Source organism: Arthrobacter sp. TJ-217 (assembly GCF_058269255.1).
The window spans coordinates 154,371-173,028 of the sequence record NZ_JBZCNJ010000001.1 but is presented as its reverse complement, the minus strand read 5'-3'; the positions used below and the strand labels follow the sequence as shown (position 1 = coordinate 173,028).

The window sequence follows — 18,658 nt, the reverse complement described above, 5'->3', positions numbered from 1 at the left end:
CAAAGCTGAAGAAATCAGAAAGCAGGCAGCTAGGTGTCCGAGCAAGAACTCGAACGGCAGATCACAACTGAAGAGGATGGTCTGGACAACGAGGGTCAGGTAGTCGAGGCGGGCTTCGACAACGGCCTGGCCGAAGCCGACGCGCCTGCAGAGACCCTCGACGCCGAAACGGCCGAGCTCGACGGCGAAGACGCCGACGCGGAGAACGCCGACGGGGAAGCCACCGACGCTGAGGCCGCCGAAGAAGCGCCTGCCGAGGACCCGATCGAGGCGTTCAAGGCGAAGCTGCGCAGGCAGGAGGGTGACTGGTACGTTATCCACTCCTACGCCGGTTATGAGAACCGGGTTAAGGCCAACCTCGAGACGCGCATCCAGACCCTCGACATGGAGGATTTCATCTTCGAAATCCAGGTCCCCATGGAAGAGGTCGTCGAAATCAAGAACACGACGCGCAAGATCGTGAACCGGGTCCGCATCCCGGGCTACGTCCTTGTCCGCATGAACCTCACCGACGAGTCCTGGGGAGCCGTCCGGCACACCCCCGGCGTCACCGCCTTCGTCGGCAACGCACACAACCCGGTGCCGCTGAGCCTGGCCGAGGTGTTCTCGATGCTCGAGCACACCGTGGTCCACACCGATGCCGAGTCGGGCAAGCCCGTGAAGCAGCAGTCGAGCCCGGTCACCGTCAACTTCGAGGTTGGCGAATCGGTCACGGTCAACGAAGGACCGTTCGAGACGCTGCCCGCCACCATCTCCGAAATAAAGCCGGAGTCGCAGCAGTTGGTAGTACTTGTCTCGATCTTCGAACGCGAGACCCCAGTCACCCTGTCGTTCGGCCAGGTCACCAAGATCCAGTAGGACCTGGGAACAAGATTTCGTTTCTCCCGGGCCCGCTTAGCTGGGGAAGGAACGGCCGGTCATCACGCCATGGTGACCACCAACCCACGGGACGCTCCTGTCCCGGGGGACATCATGCAAGAGAAGGACCCTTTCATGGCCCCGAAGAAAAAGGTCACCGGCCTCATCAAGCTGCAGATCAATGCAGGTGCTGCCAACCCGGCACCCCCCATTGGTCCCGCGCTTGGCCAGCACGGTGTCAACATCATGGAATTCTGCAAGGCGTACAACGCCGCAACGGAATCCCAGCGCGGCAACGTCATTCCGGTTGAAATCACCGTTTACGAAGACCGTTCATTCACCTTCATCACCAAGACCCCTCCGGCAGCCGAGCTGATCAAGAAGGCAGCCGGCGTCCAGAAGGGCTCCGGAACGCCGCACACCGTCAAGGTTGCCAAGCTGACCAACGCCCAGGTCGAGGAAATCGCAACGATGAAGCTTGAAGACCTCAACGCCAACGATGTGAAGGCCGCGGCGAAGATCATCGCCGGCACCGCCCGCTCGATGGGCATCACCGTAGAGGGCTAAAACCCCTCCTCGGATGCGGCGACGCATCCGGCACCAAATCTAAATTCAAGACGACGCCGCGCTCAGCGCGGCGGAGTATGTGGCAGGGCCTCAGCGCGGTCCGCAGACCACAACTGCATAAGGAGAAAAAGCAGATGGCACAGCGCAGCAAAGCATACAAGGGAGCTGCCGCCAAGATCGAGGCGGAGAAGCAGTACACCCCGCTCGAGGCGGTCGTCCTGGCGAAGGACACCAACCCCTCCAAGTTCGACGCAACCGTTGAGGTCGCATTCCGCCTCGGCGTCGACCCCCGCAAGGCAGACCAGATGGTGCGCGGCACCGTCAACCTGCCCCACGGCACCGGCAAGACCGCCCGCGTCCTCGTCTTCGCGACCGGCGAGAAGGCCGAAGCGGCAATCGCCGCCGGCGCCGACTTCGTCGGATCCGATGACATGATCGAAAAGGTCTCCGGCGGCTGGGTCGACTTCGACGCCGCCGTCGCCACCCCCGACCTCATGGGCAAGGTTGGACGCCTGGGCAAGATCCTCGGCCCGCGTAACCTCATGCCGAACCCGAAGACCGGAACCGTCACGGCCGATGTTGCCAAGGCCGTCACCGACATCAAGGGTGGAAAGATCGACTTCCGCGTCGACAAGCACTCCAACCTCCACTTCATCATCGGCAAGGTCTCCTTCGACGTGCAGAAGCTCGCCGAGAACTACGCCGCTGCCCTCGAAGAGGTCCTGCGCCTGAAGCCTTCGGCTTCGAAGGGCCGCTACATCCAGAAGGCAACCGTTTCAACGACCTTCGGCCCCGGCATCTCCGTCGACCCGAACGTCACCAAGGTTCTCGCCGACGCGTAAGCGCCTTCGGCAGACCACCTCAAAGGGTGGCCGCAGCTCCGGCTGCGGCCACCCTTTTTGTGTTCCCCCGGCGCGCAGGTCCGGCTGTCCATCGGCGGGCCACCGGACGAACCTGCCCACCGGCGGCGCCCGGCCGGTGGGCAGGTCAGGAAATGCCCACCGGTGGGCCGTGGACGGTGGGCAGGAGTGCGCCCGTAGCCCGATCTAGAATGAGGCATGAGCGCCGAGTTCCCCGAGATTTCCCGGATCCGCGTCCCCGCCACCCTCGACTCCGCCGACTCCCGGGAGTTCACCGACATCGTCGAACTCGCCAACGTCGTCCAGCGCCGGCACTGGGGGAGCGACGACTTCGGCCGCGGCGCCCTTCAGGAACTGGCCACCTCCCGCCCCAACCCCTACGAGGAGCGGATCATCCTCGCCGCACGGCGCCGCGGCCTGCTGGTGGGCAGGGTCGTGATCGACCTGCCCCTGACTGACAACCTGTCCACCTGCTACGTCGATGTCATGGTGCATCCCGACCACCGCAGGGAAGGAGTCGGAGCCGCCCTCTACGCCGAGGCCGAACGCACAATGCGCGGTCTCGGACGGAGCATCATCATGGGTTGGAGCGAGGAACCCGTGCGGGATGCCCCGGTGCATGGAAGCGTCGGCGACGACAGCGGAAACAACGGCGGGGACGCCCTGGTGCCCGCCACCGGCGCCGGGAGCTACCCGCGGAACACTGCCCCGGCGGCCATGGCGCTGAACCGGGGCTTCACGCTGGCGCAGGTTGACCGCTGCAGCGTCCTGGACCTTGCCCGGACCCTGCTTCCCGTGCGCGACGCCCACGACCGGGCAGCCGCGGCTGCGGGACCCGAGTATACGGTGCTGCAGTGGGCCGAACGCTGCCCCGACGAGTATGTGGACCAGTACGCGCAGCTGCGCCAGGCCATGAGCACCGACGCGCCTCTCGGCGAGCTCGCCCTGGACGAGGAGGCCTGGGATGCCGAACGCGTCCGCGGAGACGAGGCCCGTCTGCGGGAGGGCGGAGGCCGCAGCCTGGTGAGCGCGGCACTCCACCGGCCGTCGGGGACCCTGGCCGGGCACACCGTCCTCGAATCGAGGGACTTCCCGCCGGCGGTCGCCGTTCAGGAGGACACCCTGGTGCTGCGCGCCCACCGCGGCCACCGGCTCGGAATGCTCCTCAAGACGGCGAACCTGCTGGCTGTGGGAACCCACTGGCCGCACGTGGAGCGCGTCTATACGTGGAACGCCGAGGAGAACCGGCCCATGCTCGCGGTGAACGAATCGCTCGGGTTCGTCCCGGCCGGCTGGGTGGGGGCGTGGCAGAAGCGGCTCGATCAGCCAGGCGGGAGCTGATTTGGCGGGCCGGGAGGATTCAAGTAGCCTAGGAGTACCAAAGACCGTCGGTCGATGCGAAACCAACCATTTCTTCCACTTCATGGTGGAGCGGGCGGTAAGGGTTCACATCTGAAAGTTCCCGTCAAGGGCGGCCAGCGCAGGTGAACGAAGCTCCTCTCCGCCAGCACCACCGCGTGCTGTGTGTCGAGAAAGCCCCGTGCATCTGCGCGGGGCGTTTTTTATTGGGGCGGACAAGCCGGCGCCACATCCCCGGAAGGAGGGTCATGGCAACGCCAACAAAGGTAACCGCAGTTGAGGAAATCACTAACGATTTCAAGGACTCCACTGCTGCTGTCCTGACCGAATACCGTGGGCTCACAGTTGCACAGCTCAAGGAACTGCGCCGTTCACTCGGTGCGGAGACCAAGTTCGCTGTCGTCAAGAACACCTTGACCGGCATCGCAGCCAAGGAAGCCGGCATCGACTCGTTCGAAGGCCAGCTCTCCGGCCCCACTGCAATCGCCTTCATCAAGGGCGACGCAATTGCTGCCGCAAAGAGCCTGACGGATTTCGCAAAGGCCAACCCGAAGCTCGTTATCAAGACTGGAATCTTCGAGGGCAAGCCCCTCAACGCCTCCGAGGTCGTTGCCCTGGCAGCCCTCGAGTCGCGCGAACTCCAGCTCTCCAGGGTTGCCGGTGTGCTCAAGGCACCAATGGCAGCCCTCGCCCGCACCGTTGATGCCCTGCGCATCAAGCTCGACGAGGGCAATGGTGCTGCATCCGCAGACGCCGATGCTCCCGCCGCCGAAGAGACCGCTGCCCCGGCAGAGGCCCCGGCCGAAGAAGCTGCGGCACCTGAAGAGAAGTAGTTCTCTTCACCCACCCAACTCCGGTGCAGTGCACCACTAATGGAAGGATGCTTAGCCATGGCGAAGCTCACCAACGAAGAGCTCATTGAAGCCTTCAAGGAACTCTCAATCATCGAACTCTCCGACTTCGTAAAGCTGTTCGAGGAGACCTTCGAGGTCACCGCTGCAGCTGTTGCAGTTGCAGGCCCCGCCGGCGGCGGCGCAGGCGAAGCAGCCGAGGAAGAGAAGGACTCCTTCGACGTTGTCCTCGAAGCTGCCGGCGACAAGAAGATCGCAGTGATCAAGGAAGTCCGCGCCCTGACCTCGCTGGGCCTGAAGGAAGCCAAGGACGTTGTCGACAGCGCCCCCAAGGCCGTCCTCGAAGGCGCAACCAAGGAAGCTGCGGAGAAGGCAAAGGAAGCTCTCGAAGCTGCCGGCGCCACCGTTTCGCTCAAGTAGCAGATCCGGCAGCGGGGGCCCGCCCCTGCCGCCGAACACGAAAGGCCCCGACCTCAGGTCGGGGCCTTTCGTGATTAACCCGGCCTTGTCCGGGCCCGGGGGAGTACGCCGCCGGGCCTATTCGCGCCAGAGCAGCAGTGCCTCGCCCTGCCCGCCGCCGCCGCAGAGGGAGACCGCGGCCTTGCCCGTTCCCCGGCGGTGCAGTTCGAAGGCCGCGTGCAGCGCCAGCCGGGCGCCCGAGGCGCCGATGGGGTGGCCCAGGGCAATGGCGCCGCCGTGGAGGTTGCACTTCTCGGACGGGTAGTCCAGGTCCCTGAGGGACTGGACGGCCACCGAGCCGAACGCCTCGTTGATCTCGATGAAGTCCAGCTCCGACGCCGTCCAGCCGGCCCGCTTGAGGGCGTGGGCGATCGCGTTGGAGGGCTGCGAATGCAGCGAGTTGTCGGGGCCGGCAACCTGCCCGGGCTGACCGGCAACCGCCAAAATCTTTAGCCCCAACTGTTCCGCTGTGGCGCGTGAGGTGAGCACGAGCGCCGAGGCGCCGTCCGACAGCGGGGAGGAGTTGCCCGCGGTGATGGTCCCCTCCTTGTCGAAGGCCGGGCGGAGGCCCGCGAGGGTCTTAACGGTGGTGGCCGGGCGGACTCCCTCGTCCGTGGTCAGCACGACGTCGTCGCCCTTGCGCTGGGGCACGGTGACCGGCACGATCTCATCAGCGAAAATGCCCGCTTCGATGGCTGCCGCTGCCCGCTGGTGGGACAGTGCCGCCACTTCGTCCTGGGCCGTCCGGTCGATGCCGAGCTTCCCGTTGCCGCGCTCGGTCGAGGCTCCCATCGACTCGTTGTCGAAGGCGTCGGTCAGCCCGTCATTGGCAACCGAGTCGAGCGCCGAGATGTTTCCGTAGGTCCACCCGCGGCGGGATCCCGGCAGCAGGTGCGGTCCATTGGACATCGACTCCTGCCCTCCGGCAACAACCACCGTGGCCTCGCCGCTGCGGATCAGCCGTGCCGCGTCGATCACCGCGGTGAGGCCGGAGAGGCAGACCTTGTTGACCGTGACCGCGGGGACGTCCCAGCCGATTCCGGCGAGGACCGAGGCCTGGCGTGCCGGGTTCTGGCCGCAGCCGGCCTGCACCACGTGGCCCATGATCACTGTGTCGACACTGCCGGGTTCAACGCCGGCGTTGGCCAGGGCGCCGGATACGGCGAAGGCGCCAAGCTGGACCGCGTTGAAGGAGGCAAGCTGGCCGTTCAGCTTGCCGGAAGGGGTGCGCGCCCCGCCGACGATGACGACGTCGTCGGGCGCGTTTGTTGAGATAGCCATGGCGGGTGGGTGCTCGCTTTCGTTGGTGAAGCCTGCAGTCCTGCACCTTTAAGGCTACTCCGCCCGCGGCATTTCAGCTAACGATTATTAACTGAATTTTGGCCGCGGAAAAGGCGTAAGTGCGGCGCCGGGCCTATTCCACCCCGCCGGGGTACAGCAGCGGAAGCTGAAGGGTGATCCACGGGCTGAACGCCCACGGAGTGCGGGCCGCCGCCGCAACGAGGCTCACCGGATCCGTCCAGGTCAGGTCCATCACCTCGTCGGGGCTCGGGTCGAGGCCCCCGTCGATCACCGCGGTGAAAACCGGGCAGATCTCGTTCTCGACGATGCCCGCGGCGTCGGTCGCCCGGTACCGGAAGTCCGGCAGGGCGGAGGTGAGGTCGCGGATCTTCATGCCGAGCTCCTGCCCGGCCCGGCGCACCACGGCGTCTTCGACAGCTTCCCCCGGCGCCGGGTGGCCGCAGAAGGAGTTGGTCCACACCCCCGGCCAGGCCCGCTTCGAGAGCGCGCGGCGGGTCACCAGGATCTCCCCCTTGTCGTTGAAGACATGGGTTGAGAAAGCGAAGTGCAGGGGCGTTGACGTTGTGTGGACCGTTGCCTTGTCCTGGGCTCCCAGCGGCGTTCCGTCCTCCGCCAGGAGGACAACGAGCTCGGGGGCGTCAGGGGTTTCACGGAGGTGATGGCCCGCGCTCTTTTCCATTGCAGCCTGCTTCCGTTTGACGGTCGTTAGTCCGACTTGAAACTTCCGTGTTTACTTTACCTATGAACATCGACGCTCTGCTGGTCGAGCCGGAAGGGCTCCGACGGGTGGAGGGCGCCCTTGAGGAGTTCTTCACCTCGGCGAAGACCCGGGCCGCCAAGGCGGGCCCCGGGTACCTGGAGCTGTGGGAAACCCTCGAACGGTGCGCCGCCGGCGGCAAGCGCTTCCGTCCCCGCATGGTCCTCACCGCCCACCGGATGCTGGGCGGCTCGGACCCGCAGCAGGCGGCGCTCGTCGGTGCGGCCTTCGAACTTCTCCACACCGGTTTCCTCATCCATGACGACGTCATCGACAGGGACTTCGTGCGCCGGGGCATCCCCAACGTCTCGGGGCGCTACCGCGCGATCGCCGAGGCCGCCGGCATGGGGGAGGAGGACGCCCGGCACATCGGGTTTTCGGCCGGTGTCATCGCCGGTGACCTCGCCATCTCGCACGCCCACCGGCTCCTCGACGGAGTTGACGACGCCGCAACACGCGAGCGCCTCAACGGCATCCTCACCGAATCGGTCTTTGCTTCGGCCGCAGGTGAGCTCTTCGACGTCGAAGCGGTGCTTGCACCCCGAATGCCCCAGCTTGAGGACATCCTGCAGACGGCACGGCTGAAGACGGCGGTCTACTCCTTCGAAGGTCCGCTCCAGGCCGGGGCGGTGCTGGCCGGAGCCGATGACGACGCGGTCGACTGCCTTGGCCGGTTCGGGCGCGATGCCGGCATCGCCTTCCAGATCACCGACGACCTGCTCGGCGTGTTCGGCAATGAAACGCGCACCGGCAAGACCAACTGGGGTGACCTCCGCGAAGGCAAGCGCACCGCCCTGATGTCCTTCGCCGCTGCCGGGCCCGCCTGGGAACAGATCTCGCCGCTGGTCGGCTCACCCGACATGTCGGCGTCCGACGCCGACTATGTGCGCCGCGTCCTCGTCGACTCGGGGGCCCGGGACAGTTCGGTGGACCTCGCCGCGGAGTACGCGCAGCGGGCCCAAGGCCACCTTGAATCGGACGCCGTTCCCTCCGCCCTGCGCAGGGTGCTTGGGCCGGTTGCCTCCGCCGCTGTCGAAAGGGCTTACTGATCCCATGGGCACCGAGACGCCGCTGGCCCGGTACAACGCAGCCGCACTGAAGACCTCGGCGGAGGTGATCCGCTGCTATTCCACCTCGTTCGGCCTCGCCTGCCGGCTGCTCGGAGGCACCACGCGGTCCCACATCGAGGCCGTTTACGCCCTGGTGCGGGTGGCCGATGAGGTCGTCGACGGCGCCGCCGCGGGCGCAGGTCTGGCCCCGGAAGCCGTCGAAGCCCTGCTCGATGACCTCGAGCGGGAAACCGAGGCCGCCCTGCGCACCGGATACAGCACCAACCTCGTGGTCCACGCCTTCGCCGTCACCGCCCGCACCACCGGCATCGACAGTTCCCTCACCCGGCCGTTCTTCGCCTCAATGCGGGCCGATATCTCCCAGTGCGAACACACCCCCGAATCCTTCGACCGCTACGTCTACGGTTCGGCCGAGGTGGTCGGGCTCATGTGCCTCAAGGCCTTCCTCAACGGCCGGCCCGTGCCCAAGGCCCAGGAGGAGGTCCTCATCGACGGCGCGCGGCACCTCGGCGCGGCGTTCCAGAAAATCAACTTCCTGCGCGACCTCGCCGAGGACTTCTCGGCGCTGGGACGGAGTTACTTCCCCGGGATCCGCCCGGGGAACTTCACCGAAGCGGACAAGCACCGGCTGCTCGATGACATCGACGCAGACCTCGCCGTCTCACGTGCCGCACTGCCCGGGCTGCCGCCGTCGGCACGCCGGGCGGTCGCGGTGGCGCAGGGGCTTTTCACCGAACTCGCCGAACGTCTCCGCCGCACCCCGGCCGAGAGCCTGCTCTCCGCCCGCGTCCGGGTGCCAAACGCCGTGAAGATGCGGATCATGGCCCGGGCGCTGGCCGGTGGCGCGGCCCCGGACCGGGCGGCGCTCGAAAGGACACAATGACCTCCACCGGAAATCCTCAAGCCCCCCGTCCCGGCGGCAGCCGCGTCGTCGTCATCGGCGGCGGCATTGGCGGGCTCGCCACCGCGGCGCTGCTCGCCGGGGAAGGGCACGCGGTGACCCTCCTCGAGAAGCGCAGCCAGCTCGGCGGGCGTGCCGGGAGCTGGGAGCAGGGGGGATTCCGGTTCGACACCGGCCCGTCCTGGTACCTGATGCCCGAGGTGATCGACCACTTCTTCCGCATGATGGGGACCTCCGCCGGGGAACAGCTCGACCTGATCCGCCTCGACCCCGGGTACCGGGTGATCTTTGAGCGCAACCGCGAGGCGATCGACGTCCCGGCGGACCGCACCGCGGTGACCAAGCTCTTCGAATCGCTCGAACCCGGCGCCGGCGCCGCCCTGTCCCGGTACCTCGACTCAGCGCGGGAGGCGTACGAGCTGGCGAAGAAACGGTTCCTCTACTCAACCTTCGAATCGTTCCTTCCCTTCCTCCGCCCCGACGTCCTGACCCGGCTGCCCCGGCTCGCGCGGCTGCTGCTCCAGCCGCTCGACGGCTTCGTCGCCCGGCAGTTCTCCGACCCCCGCCTGCGCCAGATCCTTGGCTATCCGGCGGTCTTCCTCGGCAGCTCCCCGTTCGACGCCCCGAGCATGTACCACCTGATGAGCCACCTCGACCTCGACGACGGGGTGCTCTACCCCCAGGGCGGATTCAGCACCCTCATCGCGGCGATGAGGGATGTTGCCGAGAAGGCCGGGGTCGACATCCGCACCGGCGCCGAGGCCGTGTCAATCGAGACCGGACCCGTTTCCGCAGGACGGCGCGCCGGCCGCCGCGCCGCAAGGACCACCGGCGTGCGGTTCACGACCGCCGGCGGGGCCTCCGAGACGATCGCGGCCGACATCGTGGTCTCGGCGGCGGACCTGCACCACACCGAGACGCGCCTGCTCCCCGAGCCGCTGCAGACCTACCCGGAAAGCTACTGGGACCGGCGGGTGCCCGGCCCGAGCGCGCTGCTGCTCTACCTCGGCGTGGAGGGCAGCCTCCCGCAGCTCGAACACCACACGCTGCTGTTCACCACCGACTGGAGGGAGAACTTCGGGCGGATCTTCGGCAAGGAGACATCCGTTCCCTCCCCGGCGTCGTTGTACGTCTGCCGGCCCAGCGCCACCGACCCCTCGGCCGCGCCTGAGGGCCACGAGAATGTTTTCGTCCTCGTCCCCATCCCCGCGGACGTGACGATCGGCGGGGGCGGGCTCGAGCGCGGGGGAGACCCCGCGGTGGAGCAGCTCGCCGACGAGGTCATCGCCCAGATCTCCGAGTGGGCAAGGATCCCCGACCTGGCCGAGCGCATCGTCGTCCGGCGCACCTACGGTCCGCAGGATTTCGTCAAGGACCTCAACGCGTGGCGGGGAACCTCCCTGGGCCCTGCCCACATCCTCAAGCAAAGCGCGTTCTTCCGCGGCACGAACCGGAGCAGGAAGGTCGACGGCCTCTACTACGCCGGCAGCTCAACGGTTCCGGGCATCGGCATCCCCATGTGCCTGATCAGCGCCGAACTTGTGGTGAAGCGGCTGCGTTCCGACGTCAGCACGGGGCCGCTGCCGGAACCGGCGGGGTAGCGCGGGCGGGCGGCCGGGGTGGGCCGGACGCGGCGCGGCGGAGTTGACGCAGCATTGGACATTGCGGTAGGCGTACCGTAATGTAGTGATTTGCGTCTTCCCTCTAAACCTCAGCCTTCATATAGCGGTGGGCTTTGTTCTGCTCTCGTCATTTAACGGGCCAACCGGTTCTGATGACGCGTGTGGACCTCAGGTTAGCACTCGAATCCCCGCACCAATCTGCGGTGGTGGTGCTGAGGGCGGATCGCTGACAAGCCTGAAGGTCTGTGGAAGGATCCCTCTTGGTCGCCTCGAGCACCTCTAATAATGCAACCGCTACCAGCCAGGTCGACGCCGACGGCGCCGCACCCCGGCTCTCATTCGCAAAGATTCACGAACCGCTTGACGTTCCTAATCTTCTCGCCCTTCAGACCGACAGCTTTGACTGGCTGGTCGGCAACGAGCGCTGGAAGGCGCGCGTCGAAGAGGCTCTGGAAAAGGGCCTGCAGGGCGTAGCCACCACTTCCGGCCTGGCGGACATCTTTGAAGAGATCTCCCCGATCGAGGATTTCCAGGGAACCATGTCCCTGAGCTTCTCGGAACCGGAATTCGCCGACCCGAAGTACACGATGGCCGAGTGCAAGGACCGTGACGCAACGTACTCGGCTCCGCTGTACGTCAAGGCCGAGTTCATGAACAACAACACGGGCGAGATCAAGCAGCAGACCGTGTTCATGGGCGACTTCCCGCTGATGACGGACAAGGGTACGTTCGTGATCAACGGCACCGAGCGTGTCGTCGTGTCGCAGCTCGTGCGTTCGCCCGGCGCCTACTTCGAGCGCACCGCCGACAAGACCAGCGACAAGGACATCTTCAGCGCGAAGATCATCCCGTCGCGCGGCGCCTGGTTCGAACTGGAGATCGACAAGCGCGACCAGGTCGGCGTCCGCCTCGACCGCAAGCGCAAGCAGTCGGTCACCGTGCTGCTCAAGGCCCTCGGCTGGACCGAGGCGCAGATCCTCGAGACCTTCGGCGAGTACGACTCGATCCGCGCCACCATGGAGAAGGACGCCACGGAGACCCGTGAAGACGCCCTGCTCGATATCTACCGCAAGCTGCGCCCGGGAGAGCCGCCCACGGTTGAGGCTGCCCAGACCCTGCTGGACAACCTGTACTTCAACCCCAAGCGCTACGACCTGGCCAAGGTCGGCCGGTACAAGATCAACCGCAAGCTCGGCATCGACAAGGACCTCACCGACTCCGACGCCTCGGTCCTGAACATCGACGACATCGTCGCGATGATCAAGTTCCTTGTTGCGCTCCACGCCGGCGAGAAGACCCTCACGGGCAAGCGCGACGGCGAAGACGTCGAACTGCGCGTCGAGGTCGACGACATCGACCACTTCGGCAACCGCCGCATCCGCGCGGTCGGCGAGCTGATCGAGAACCAGGTCCGCACCGGACTGTCCCGCATGGAGCGCGTCGTCCGCGAACGCATGACCACGCAGGACGTCGAGGCCATCACGCCGCAGACGCTGATCAACATCCGCCCTGTCGTCGCCGCGATCAAGGAGTTCTTCGGAACCTCGCAGCTGTCGCAGTTCATGGACCAGAACAACCCGCTCGCCGGACTGACGCACAAGCGCCGCCTGTCCGCGCTGGGCCCGGGTGGTCTGTCCCGTGACCGCGCCGGCATGGAGGTCCGTGACGTCCACCCGTCGCACTACGGCCGCATGTGCCCCATCGAAACCCCTGAAGGCCCGAACATCGGCCTGATCGGTTCGCTTGCCTCCTACGGCCGCATCAATGCGTTCGGCTTCATCGAGACCCCGTACCGCAAGGCCGTCAACGGCAGCGTCACCGAGCAGATCGACTACCTGACCGCCGACGACGAGGTGGAGCGCCTGATTGCCCAGGCCAACGCCCCGCTCGACGCGAACGGCAAGTTCGTTGAGGACATGGTCCTCGTGCGTACCCGTGGTGGTTCGGGCGAGCCCGTTCTCGTTGCAGCCGACGAGGTCGAGTACATGGACGTTTCCCCGCGCCAGATGGTGTCTGTGGCAACGGCCCTGATTCCGTTCCTCGAGCACGACGACGCGAACCGCGCCCTCATGGGTGCGAACATGCAGCGTCAGGCCGTTCCCCTGCTGCGCTCCGAGCGTCCGCTCGTGGGCACCGGCATGGAGAAGTACGCGGCAGTCGATGCCGGCGACGCAGTGACAGCGGCGAAGGCCGGCGTGGTCACCGAAGTTTCGGCCGACATCGTCAACGTGCTCAACGACGACGGCACCGAGACCAACTACCCGATCATGAAGTTCGCCCGCTCCAACCAGGGCAACGCATACAACCAGCGCGTGCTGGTCGGCGAGGGCGACCGCGTCGAGTACAACACGATCATCGCCGACGGTCCTTCGACCGACCAGGGCGAGCTGGCGCTGGGCAAGAACATGCTCGTTGCGTTCATGTCCTGGGAAGGGCACAACTTCGAGGACGCGATCATCCTCTCGCAGCGCATCGTCTCCGACGACGTGCTGACCTCGATCCACATCGAGGAGCACGAGGTCGACGCCCGCGACACCAAGCTTGGTGCCGAGGAAATCACCCGCGACATCCCCAACGTCTCCGAAGAGGTGCTTGGCGCGCTCGACGAGCGCGGCATCATCCACATCGGTGCCGAGGTTGAAGCAGGCGACATCCTCGTCGGCCGTGTCACCCCCAAGGGTGAAACGGAGCTCACCCCCGAGGAGCGCCTGCTGCGCGCCATCTTCGGTGAGAAGAGCCGCGAGGTCCGCGACACCTCCCTGAAGGTTCCCCACGGCGAGTCCGGAACCGTCATCGGCGTGCGCATCTTCGACCGCGACAACGACGACGAGCTGCCCCCGGGCGTCAACCAGCTTGTCCGCGTCTACGTTGCGCAGAAGCGCAAGATCACCGACGGCGACAAGCTGGCCGGCCGCCACGGCAACAAGGGCGTCATCTCCAAGATCCTGCCGATCGAGGACATGCCGTTCCTTGAGGACGGAACCCCCGTCGACATCGTCCTGAACCCGCTGGGTGTTCCGGGCCGCATGAACGTGGGCCAGGTCCTGGAGATCCACCTGGGCTGGGCCGCCAAGCAGGGTTGGAAGATCGAAGGGGACCCCGAGTGGGTCAAGAACCTTCCGAACCTGCCCCGCGAGGTCGCCTCGACCACCGTCGCAACCCCCGTGTTCGACGGTGCGACCGAGGACGAGATCGTCGGTCTGCTGAACTCGACCAACGTGACCCGCGACGGCCAGCGCCTGATCGGCGAGTCCGGCAAGGCGCGCCTGTTCGACGGCCGCTCCGGCGAGCCGTTCCCCGATCCGATCTCGGTCGGCTACATGTACATCCTGAAGCTGCACCACCTTGTCGACGACAAGATCCACGCACGCTCCACGGGACCGTACTCCATGATCACGCAGCAGCCGCTGGGTGGTAAGGCGCAGTTCGGCGGACAGCGTTTCGGTGAGATGGAAGTGTGGGCACTTGAGGCGTATGGCGCCGCCTACACGCTCCAGGAGCTGCTGACGATCAAGTCGGATGACATCCACGGACGCGTCAAGGTCTACGAGGCGATCGTCAAGGGCGAGAACATCCCCGAGCCGGGCGTTCCCGAGTCCTTCAAGGTGCTGATCAAGGAAATGCAGTCGCTCTGCCTGAACGTGGAAGTCCTTTCCACCGACGGAACGACGATTGAGATGCGTGACTCGGATGAAGAAGTCTTCCGGGCCGCGGAGGAACTGGGCATCGACCTGTCACGGGCCGAGCCGAGCTCCGTCGAGGAAGTCTAGGTTTCACCGCACCGGTTCAGTCCGGTACCCGGAACGGCGGCAACGAAATTTCTGCGGCCGCGGGCGGCCTTGAAATATTAAAGCCGCCTTCCTCCGGGCACCTCCCTGAACCGGTGTGGGCCTGGCTGCCCACCGCACCCCCAAAGACTTCAAGAATTTAGAGAACAAAGAGAGAACAGGGACCATATGTCCAGCGAATCCTCCTTCGGCCTCATGCGAATCGGCCTTGCCACCGCGGATGAAATCCGCGGCTGGTCTTACGGCGAGGTCAAGAAGCCGGAAACCATCAACTACCGCACGCTCAAGCCCGAGAAGGACGGCCTCTTCTGCGAGAAGATCTTCGGCCCTTCCCGCGACTGGGAGTGCTACTGCGGCAAGTACAAGCGCGTGCGCTTCAAGGGCATCATCTGTGAGCGCTGTGGCGTCGAGGTCACCCGTGCCAAGGTGCGCCGCGAGCGCATGGGGCACATTGAGCTCGCCGCTCCCGTCACGCACATCTGGTACTTCAAGGGTGTTCCCTCACGCCTTGGCTACCTGCTTGACCTTGCACCGAAGGACCTCGAGAAGGTCATCTACTTCGCTGCCTACATGATCACCTCGGTCGACGAAGAGAACCGTCACGCCGAACTGCCCAACCTCCAGGCCGAGCACGACCTTGAGAAGAAGCAGATGATCGACCAGCGCGACTCCGACATCGCCGCAATCGCCAAGGACCTTGAGGACGAGCTTGCCCGCCTCGAGGGCGAAGGCGCAAAGGCCGCGGACAAGAAGAAGGCCCGCGACTCCGCGGACCGCCAGATGGCCAACGTGCGCAAGCGTGCGGACGCCGACATCGAGCGCCTGGTCCAGGTGTGGGAGCGCTTCAAGACCCTCAAGGTCGCCGACCTTGAAGGCGATGAGGGCCTCTACCGCGAGCTGCGCGACCGTTACGGTCTGTACTTCGAAGGCTCAATGGGAGCCGAGGCAATCAAGCGCCGCCTTGAGAACTTCGACATGCAGGCCGAGGCCGACCTGCTGCGCGACATCATCCAGAACGGCAAGGGCCAGCGCAAGACGCGTGCCCTGAAGCGCCTGAAGGTCGTCAACGCGTTCCTCACCACCACCAACAGCCCCCTGGGCATGGTGCTCGACGCCGTCCCGGTGATCCCGCCGGAACTGCGCCCGATGGTCCAGCTCGACGGCGGCCGTTTCGCGACGTCCGACCTCAACGACCTGTACCGCCGCGTGATCAACAGGAACAACCGCCTCAAGCGCCTTCTCGATCTCGGTGCGCCCGAGATCATCGTCAACAACGAGAAGCGCATGCTGCAGGAAGCCGTTGACTCCCTGTTCGACAACGGCCGCCGCGGCCGTCCCGTCACCGGGCCGGGCAACCGTCCCCTGAAGTCGCTCTCCGACATGCTCAAGGGCAAGCAGGGACGCTTCCGCCAGAACCTCCTGGGCAAGCGCGTCGACTACTCGGGCCGTTCGGTGATCGTTGTCGGTCCGCAGCTGAAGCTGCACCAGTGTGGCCTGCCCAAGCAGATGGCGCTGGAGCTCTTCAAGCCGTTCGTGATGAAGCGCCTGGTTGACCTCAACCACGCCCAGAACATCAAGAGCGCCAAGCGGATGGTCGAGCGTTACCGCCCGCAGGTCTGGGACGTTCTCGAAGAGATCATCACCGAGCACCCCGTGCTGCTGAACCGTGCACCTACCCTGCACCGTCTCGGCATCCAGGCGTTCGAGCCCCAGCTGGTTGAAGGCAAGGCCCTTCAGCTGCACCCGCTGGTCTGTGCTGCGTTCAACGCCGACTTCGACGGTGACCAGATGGCAGTGCACCTGCCGCTGAGCCCCGAGGCCCAGGCCGAGGCGCGCATCCTGATGCTCTCCTCGAACAACATCCTGAAGCCCTCCGACGGCCGCCCCGTGACCCTCCCGTCACAGGACATGATCATCGGTCTGCACCACCTCACCACCAAGCGTGAGGGAAGTGCGGGTGAAGGCCGCGTGTTCTCCAGCCCTGCCGAAGCCATCATGGCCCACGACGCCGGCGAGCTGCACCTGAACTCCGTGGTGCGGATCCGGGTGCCCAACTTCATCCCGAGCGCCGACACCGCCGCTCCCGAAGGCTGGGAGCCGGGCACGCCGGCGCTGATCGAGACCTCCCTCGGGCAGGTCCTGTTCAACGACACGCTGCCCGAGGACTACCCCTGGGTCGAGAAGGTCGCCGACAAGGGCCAGCTCTCCACGATCGTCAACGATCTCGCGGAGCGCTACCCGAAGGTCGTCACCGCCGCGACGCTGGACAACCTCAAGGATGCCGGTTTCTACTGGGCCACACGCTCCGGTGTAACGGTCGCCATCTCCGATATCTCCGCGCCCATCAACAAGGCCGGAATCATGGAGGGCTACGAGACGCAGGCAGCCAAGGTCCAGTCGCAGTTCGACAAGGGCCTGATCGCCGACGAGGAGCGCCGCCAGGAGCTCATCGACATCTGGAACAAGGCAACCAACGAGGTTGCCGCCTCGATGCGCGACGCGATGCCGAAGGACAACACCATCAACCGCATGGTCTCCTCCGGTGCCCGTGGTAACTGGCTGCAGGTCCGGCAGATCGCCGGTATCCGTGGCCTGGTGGCGAACCCCAAGGGCGAGATCATCCCGCGTCCGATCAAGTCCTCCTACCGTGAAGGCCTGTCGGTCCTTGAGTACTTCATCGCAACGCACGGCGCCCGTAAGGGCCTTGCGGACACCGCCCTGCGTACGGCGAACTCGGGTTACCTGACCCGCCGCCTCGTCGACGTGTCCCAGGACGTCATCGTCCGCGAGGACGACTGCGGCACCGAGCGTGGCCTGAAGGTCACTATCGCGGTACCGGACGCCAACGGCGAACTGGTCCTTCACGAAGAGGTCGAAAACTCGGCGTACGCACGTACGCTGGCCACGGACGTCGTCGATTCGAAGGGCGAGGTGCTGGCGGCTGCCGGCTCCGACGTCGGAGACGTCCTGATCGGCGAGCTGTTCGCCGCGGGTGTCACCGAGATCAAGGTCCGCTCCGTGCTGACCTGTGAGTCGAGCGTCGGAACCTGCGCACTCTGCTACGGCCGTTCGCTTGCGACCGGCAAGACCGTGGACATCGGAGAGGCCGTCGGCATCATCGCCGCGCAGTCGATCGGTGAGCCCGGCACGCAGCTGACCATGCGTACCTTCCACACCGGCGGTGTTGCCTCGGCTGAGGACATCACCCAGGGTCTGCCCCGTATCCAGGAGCTTTTCGAGGCGCGCACACCCAAGGGTGTCGCCCCGATCTCCGAGGTTGCAGGGCGCGTCACCATCGAAGATGCCGAGAAGCAGCTTCGCCTGGTTGTCACCCCGGACGACGGCTCGGAAGAGATCGCCTACCCGGTCCTGCGCCGTGCACGCCTGCTCGTCGCCGACGGCGAGCACGTCGAGGTCGGGCAGCAGCTCGTCTTCGGTGCCGTCGACCCCAAGCAGATCCTGCGTATTCTTGGCCCCCGCAAGGCCCAGGAATTCCTTGTTGACGAGGTCCAGCGCGTGTACCGCAGCCAGGGTGTCGGCATCCACGACAAGCACGTGGAAGTCATCGTCCGCCAGATGCTGCGCCGCGTGACGGTGATCGAGTCCGGTGAGTCGGATCTTCTCCCCGGAGAGCTGGCCGAGCGCCGCCGCTTCGAGGACGAGAACCGCCGCGTGGTGTCCGAGGGCAAGAAGCCGGCCTCAGGCCGTCCCGAGCTCATGGGCATCACCAAGGCCTCACTCGCCACCGAGTCGTGGCTGTCGGCCGCTTCCTTCCAGGAGACCACGCGTGTTCTCACGCAGGCCGCCATGGAAGGCAAGAGCGATCCGCTGCTGGGCCTGAAGGAGAACGTGATCATCGGTAAGCTCATCCCGGCCGGAACCGGCCTGGACCGCTACACGAAGATCACCGTCGAGCCCACCGAGGAAGCCAAGGCCAACCTCTTCACCGGTCCGAGCGCGTTCAGCGACTTCGACTACGCCGGCGTCGAGGGCGGCATGAACCCCGAGTTCCACGCCATCCCCCTGGATGACTACGACCTCGGGAACGACTTCCGCTAGGAAGCCCGCGCTGCGCAAGCAGCGGTAGAGCACGGCGGAAGGCCCCGGACCCGAAACGGTCTGGGGCCTTCCGGTTTCTCCGATGCCGGGGGAGGGGCCGGTCCGGCCCCGGCCCACACTCTGGTAGACTTGACGGTAATTGTTTGTGTGGCAGTGGATTGGCGTTGCGAAACGTATCTCCGTGTTGTAGGGATCTTGTACAACG

Annotated in this window: 13 protein-coding genes; 11 read left to right on the top strand and 2 right to left on the bottom strand. The window is 65.9% G+C overall.

Annotated features, from left to right (window positions below; all coding sequences use genetic code 11):
• Positions 1-33 precede the first annotated feature (33 nt).
• From nusG to rplL, 6 genes are all read left to right on the top strand, one after another.
• Positions 34-858, top strand: coding sequence for a transcription termination/antitermination protein NusG (gene nusG, locus AC4D2R_RS00885; protein WP_490936578.1), 825 nt, complete (start codon positions 34-36; stop codon positions 856-858).
• Positions 859-993: 135 nt separating this feature from the next.
• Positions 994-1,425, top strand: a complete 432-nt coding sequence (gene rplK / locus AC4D2R_RS00880) for a 50S ribosomal protein L11 (RefSeq protein WP_490901237.1) — start codon at positions 994-996, stop codon at positions 1,423-1,425.
• A gap of 134 nt (positions 1,426-1,559) precedes the next feature.
• The gene (rplA, locus tag AC4D2R_RS00875; protein WP_490901238.1) at positions 1,560-2,267 is read left to right on the top strand and encodes a 50S ribosomal protein L1; all 708 of its coding nucleotides are present in this window, start codon (positions 1,560-1,562) and stop codon (positions 2,265-2,267) included.
• Between the two features lie 216 nt (positions 2,268-2,483).
• Positions 2,484-3,626, top strand: a complete 1,143-nt coding sequence (locus tag AC4D2R_RS00870) for a GNAT family N-acetyltransferase (RefSeq protein ID WP_490936576.1) — start codon at positions 2,484-2,486, stop codon at positions 3,624-3,626.
• 266 nt (positions 3,627-3,892) lie between these two features.
• Complete coding sequence (gene rplJ / locus AC4D2R_RS00865) at positions 3,893-4,477, top strand: 50S ribosomal protein L10 (RefSeq protein WP_490901240.1); 585 nt, start codon at positions 3,893-3,895, stop codon at positions 4,475-4,477.
• A gap of 57 nt (positions 4,478-4,534) precedes the next feature.
• Positions 4,535-4,915 carry a 50S ribosomal protein L7/L12 gene (gene rplL, locus AC4D2R_RS00860; protein ID WP_159617675.1) on the top strand — a complete coding sequence of 127 codons (381 nt, stop codon included), beginning with the start codon at positions 4,535-4,537 and terminating at the stop codon, positions 4,913-4,915.
• A gap of 117 nt (positions 4,916-5,032) precedes the next feature.
• Here the strand turns inward: rplL and AC4D2R_RS00855 are convergent, their stop codons facing one another.
• Both AC4D2R_RS00855 and idi read right to left on the bottom strand, forming a co-directional pair.
• Positions 5,033-6,235 carry an acetyl-CoA C-acetyltransferase gene (locus tag AC4D2R_RS00855; RefSeq protein WP_490936573.1) on the bottom strand — a complete coding sequence of 401 codons (1,203 nt, stop codon included), beginning with the start codon at positions 6,233-6,235 and terminating at the stop codon, positions 5,033-5,035.
• Positions 6,236-6,368: 133 nt separating this feature from the next.
• Complete coding sequence (gene idi, locus AC4D2R_RS00850) at positions 6,369-6,935, bottom strand: isopentenyl-diphosphate Delta-isomerase (protein ID WP_490936570.1); 567 nt, start codon at positions 6,933-6,935, stop codon at positions 6,369-6,371.
• 62 nt (positions 6,936-6,997) lie between these two features.
• On the opposite strand from idi, the gene AC4D2R_RS00845 reads away from it, so the two are divergent.
• The 5 genes from AC4D2R_RS00845 (at position 6,998) to AC4D2R_RS00825 (ending at position 18,453) form a co-directional block, all read left to right on the top strand.
• Positions 6,998-8,062 carry a polyprenyl synthetase family protein gene (locus AC4D2R_RS00845; protein WP_490936568.1) on the top strand — a complete coding sequence of 355 codons (1,065 nt, stop codon included), beginning with the start codon at positions 6,998-7,000 and terminating at the stop codon, positions 8,060-8,062.
• 4 nt (positions 8,063-8,066) lie between these two features.
• On the top strand, positions 8,067-8,966 hold the full coding sequence (locus AC4D2R_RS00840) for a phytoene/squalene synthase family protein (RefSeq protein WP_490936566.1): 900 nt from the start codon (positions 8,067-8,069) through the stop codon (positions 8,964-8,966).
• A complete protein-coding gene (gene crtI, locus AC4D2R_RS00835; protein ID WP_490936564.1) occupies positions 8,963-10,585 on the top strand; it encodes a phytoene desaturase family protein in 1,623 nt (540 codons plus the stop codon). The genes AC4D2R_RS00840 and crtI overlap by 4 nt, the downstream gene beginning before the upstream one ends.
• 281 nt (positions 10,586-10,866) lie before the next feature.
• Positions 10,867-14,376, top strand: coding sequence for a DNA-directed RNA polymerase subunit beta (gene rpoB, locus AC4D2R_RS00830; RefSeq protein WP_490936562.1), 3,510 nt, complete (start codon positions 10,867-10,869; stop codon positions 14,374-14,376).
• Positions 14,377-14,562: 186 nt separating this feature from the next.
• On the top strand, positions 14,563-18,453 hold the full coding sequence (locus AC4D2R_RS00825) for a DNA-directed RNA polymerase subunit beta' (RefSeq protein WP_490901251.1): 3,891 nt from the start codon (positions 14,563-14,565) through the stop codon (positions 18,451-18,453).
• Positions 18,454-18,658 lie beyond the last annotated feature (205 nt).

Excerpts from the sequence above, each read along its gene's own strand:
- rplK (WP_490901237.1), top strand. The coding sequence starts at position 994 with ATGGCCCCGAAGAAAAAGGTCACCGGCCTCATCAAGCTGCAGATCAAT.
- rplA (WP_490901238.1), top strand. The coding sequence starts at position 1,560 with ATGGCACAGCGCAGCAAAGCATACAAGGGAGCTGCCGCCAAGATCGAG.
- AC4D2R_RS00870 (WP_490936576.1), top strand. The coding sequence starts at position 2,484 with ATGAGCGCCGAGTTCCCCGAGATTTCCCGGATCCGCGTCCCCGCCACC.
- rplJ (WP_490901240.1), top strand. The coding sequence starts at position 3,893 with ATGGCAACGCCAACAAAGGTAACCGCAGTTGAGGAAATCACTAACGAT.
- rplL (WP_159617675.1), top strand. The coding sequence starts at position 4,535 with ATGGCGAAGCTCACCAACGAAGAGCTCATTGAAGCCTTCAAGGAACTC.
- AC4D2R_RS00855 (WP_490936573.1), bottom strand. The coding sequence starts at position 6,235 with ATGGCTATCTCAACAAACGCGCCCGACGACGTCGTCATCGTCGGCGGG.
- idi (WP_490936570.1), bottom strand. The coding sequence starts at position 6,935 with ATGGAAAAGAGCGCGGGCCATCACCTCCGTGAAACCCCTGACGCCCCC.
- AC4D2R_RS00845 (WP_490936568.1), top strand. The coding sequence starts at position 6,998 with ATGAACATCGACGCTCTGCTGGTCGAGCCGGAAGGGCTCCGACGGGTG.
- AC4D2R_RS00840 (WP_490936566.1), top strand. The coding sequence starts at position 8,067 with ATGGGCACCGAGACGCCGCTGGCCCGGTACAACGCAGCCGCACTGAAG.
- crtI (WP_490936564.1), top strand. The coding sequence starts at position 8,963 with ATGACCTCCACCGGAAATCCTCAAGCCCCCCGTCCCGGCGGCAGCCGC.
- AC4D2R_RS00825 (WP_490901251.1), top strand. The coding sequence starts at position 14,563 with ATGTCCAGCGAATCCTCCTTCGGCCTCATGCGAATCGGCCTTGCCACC.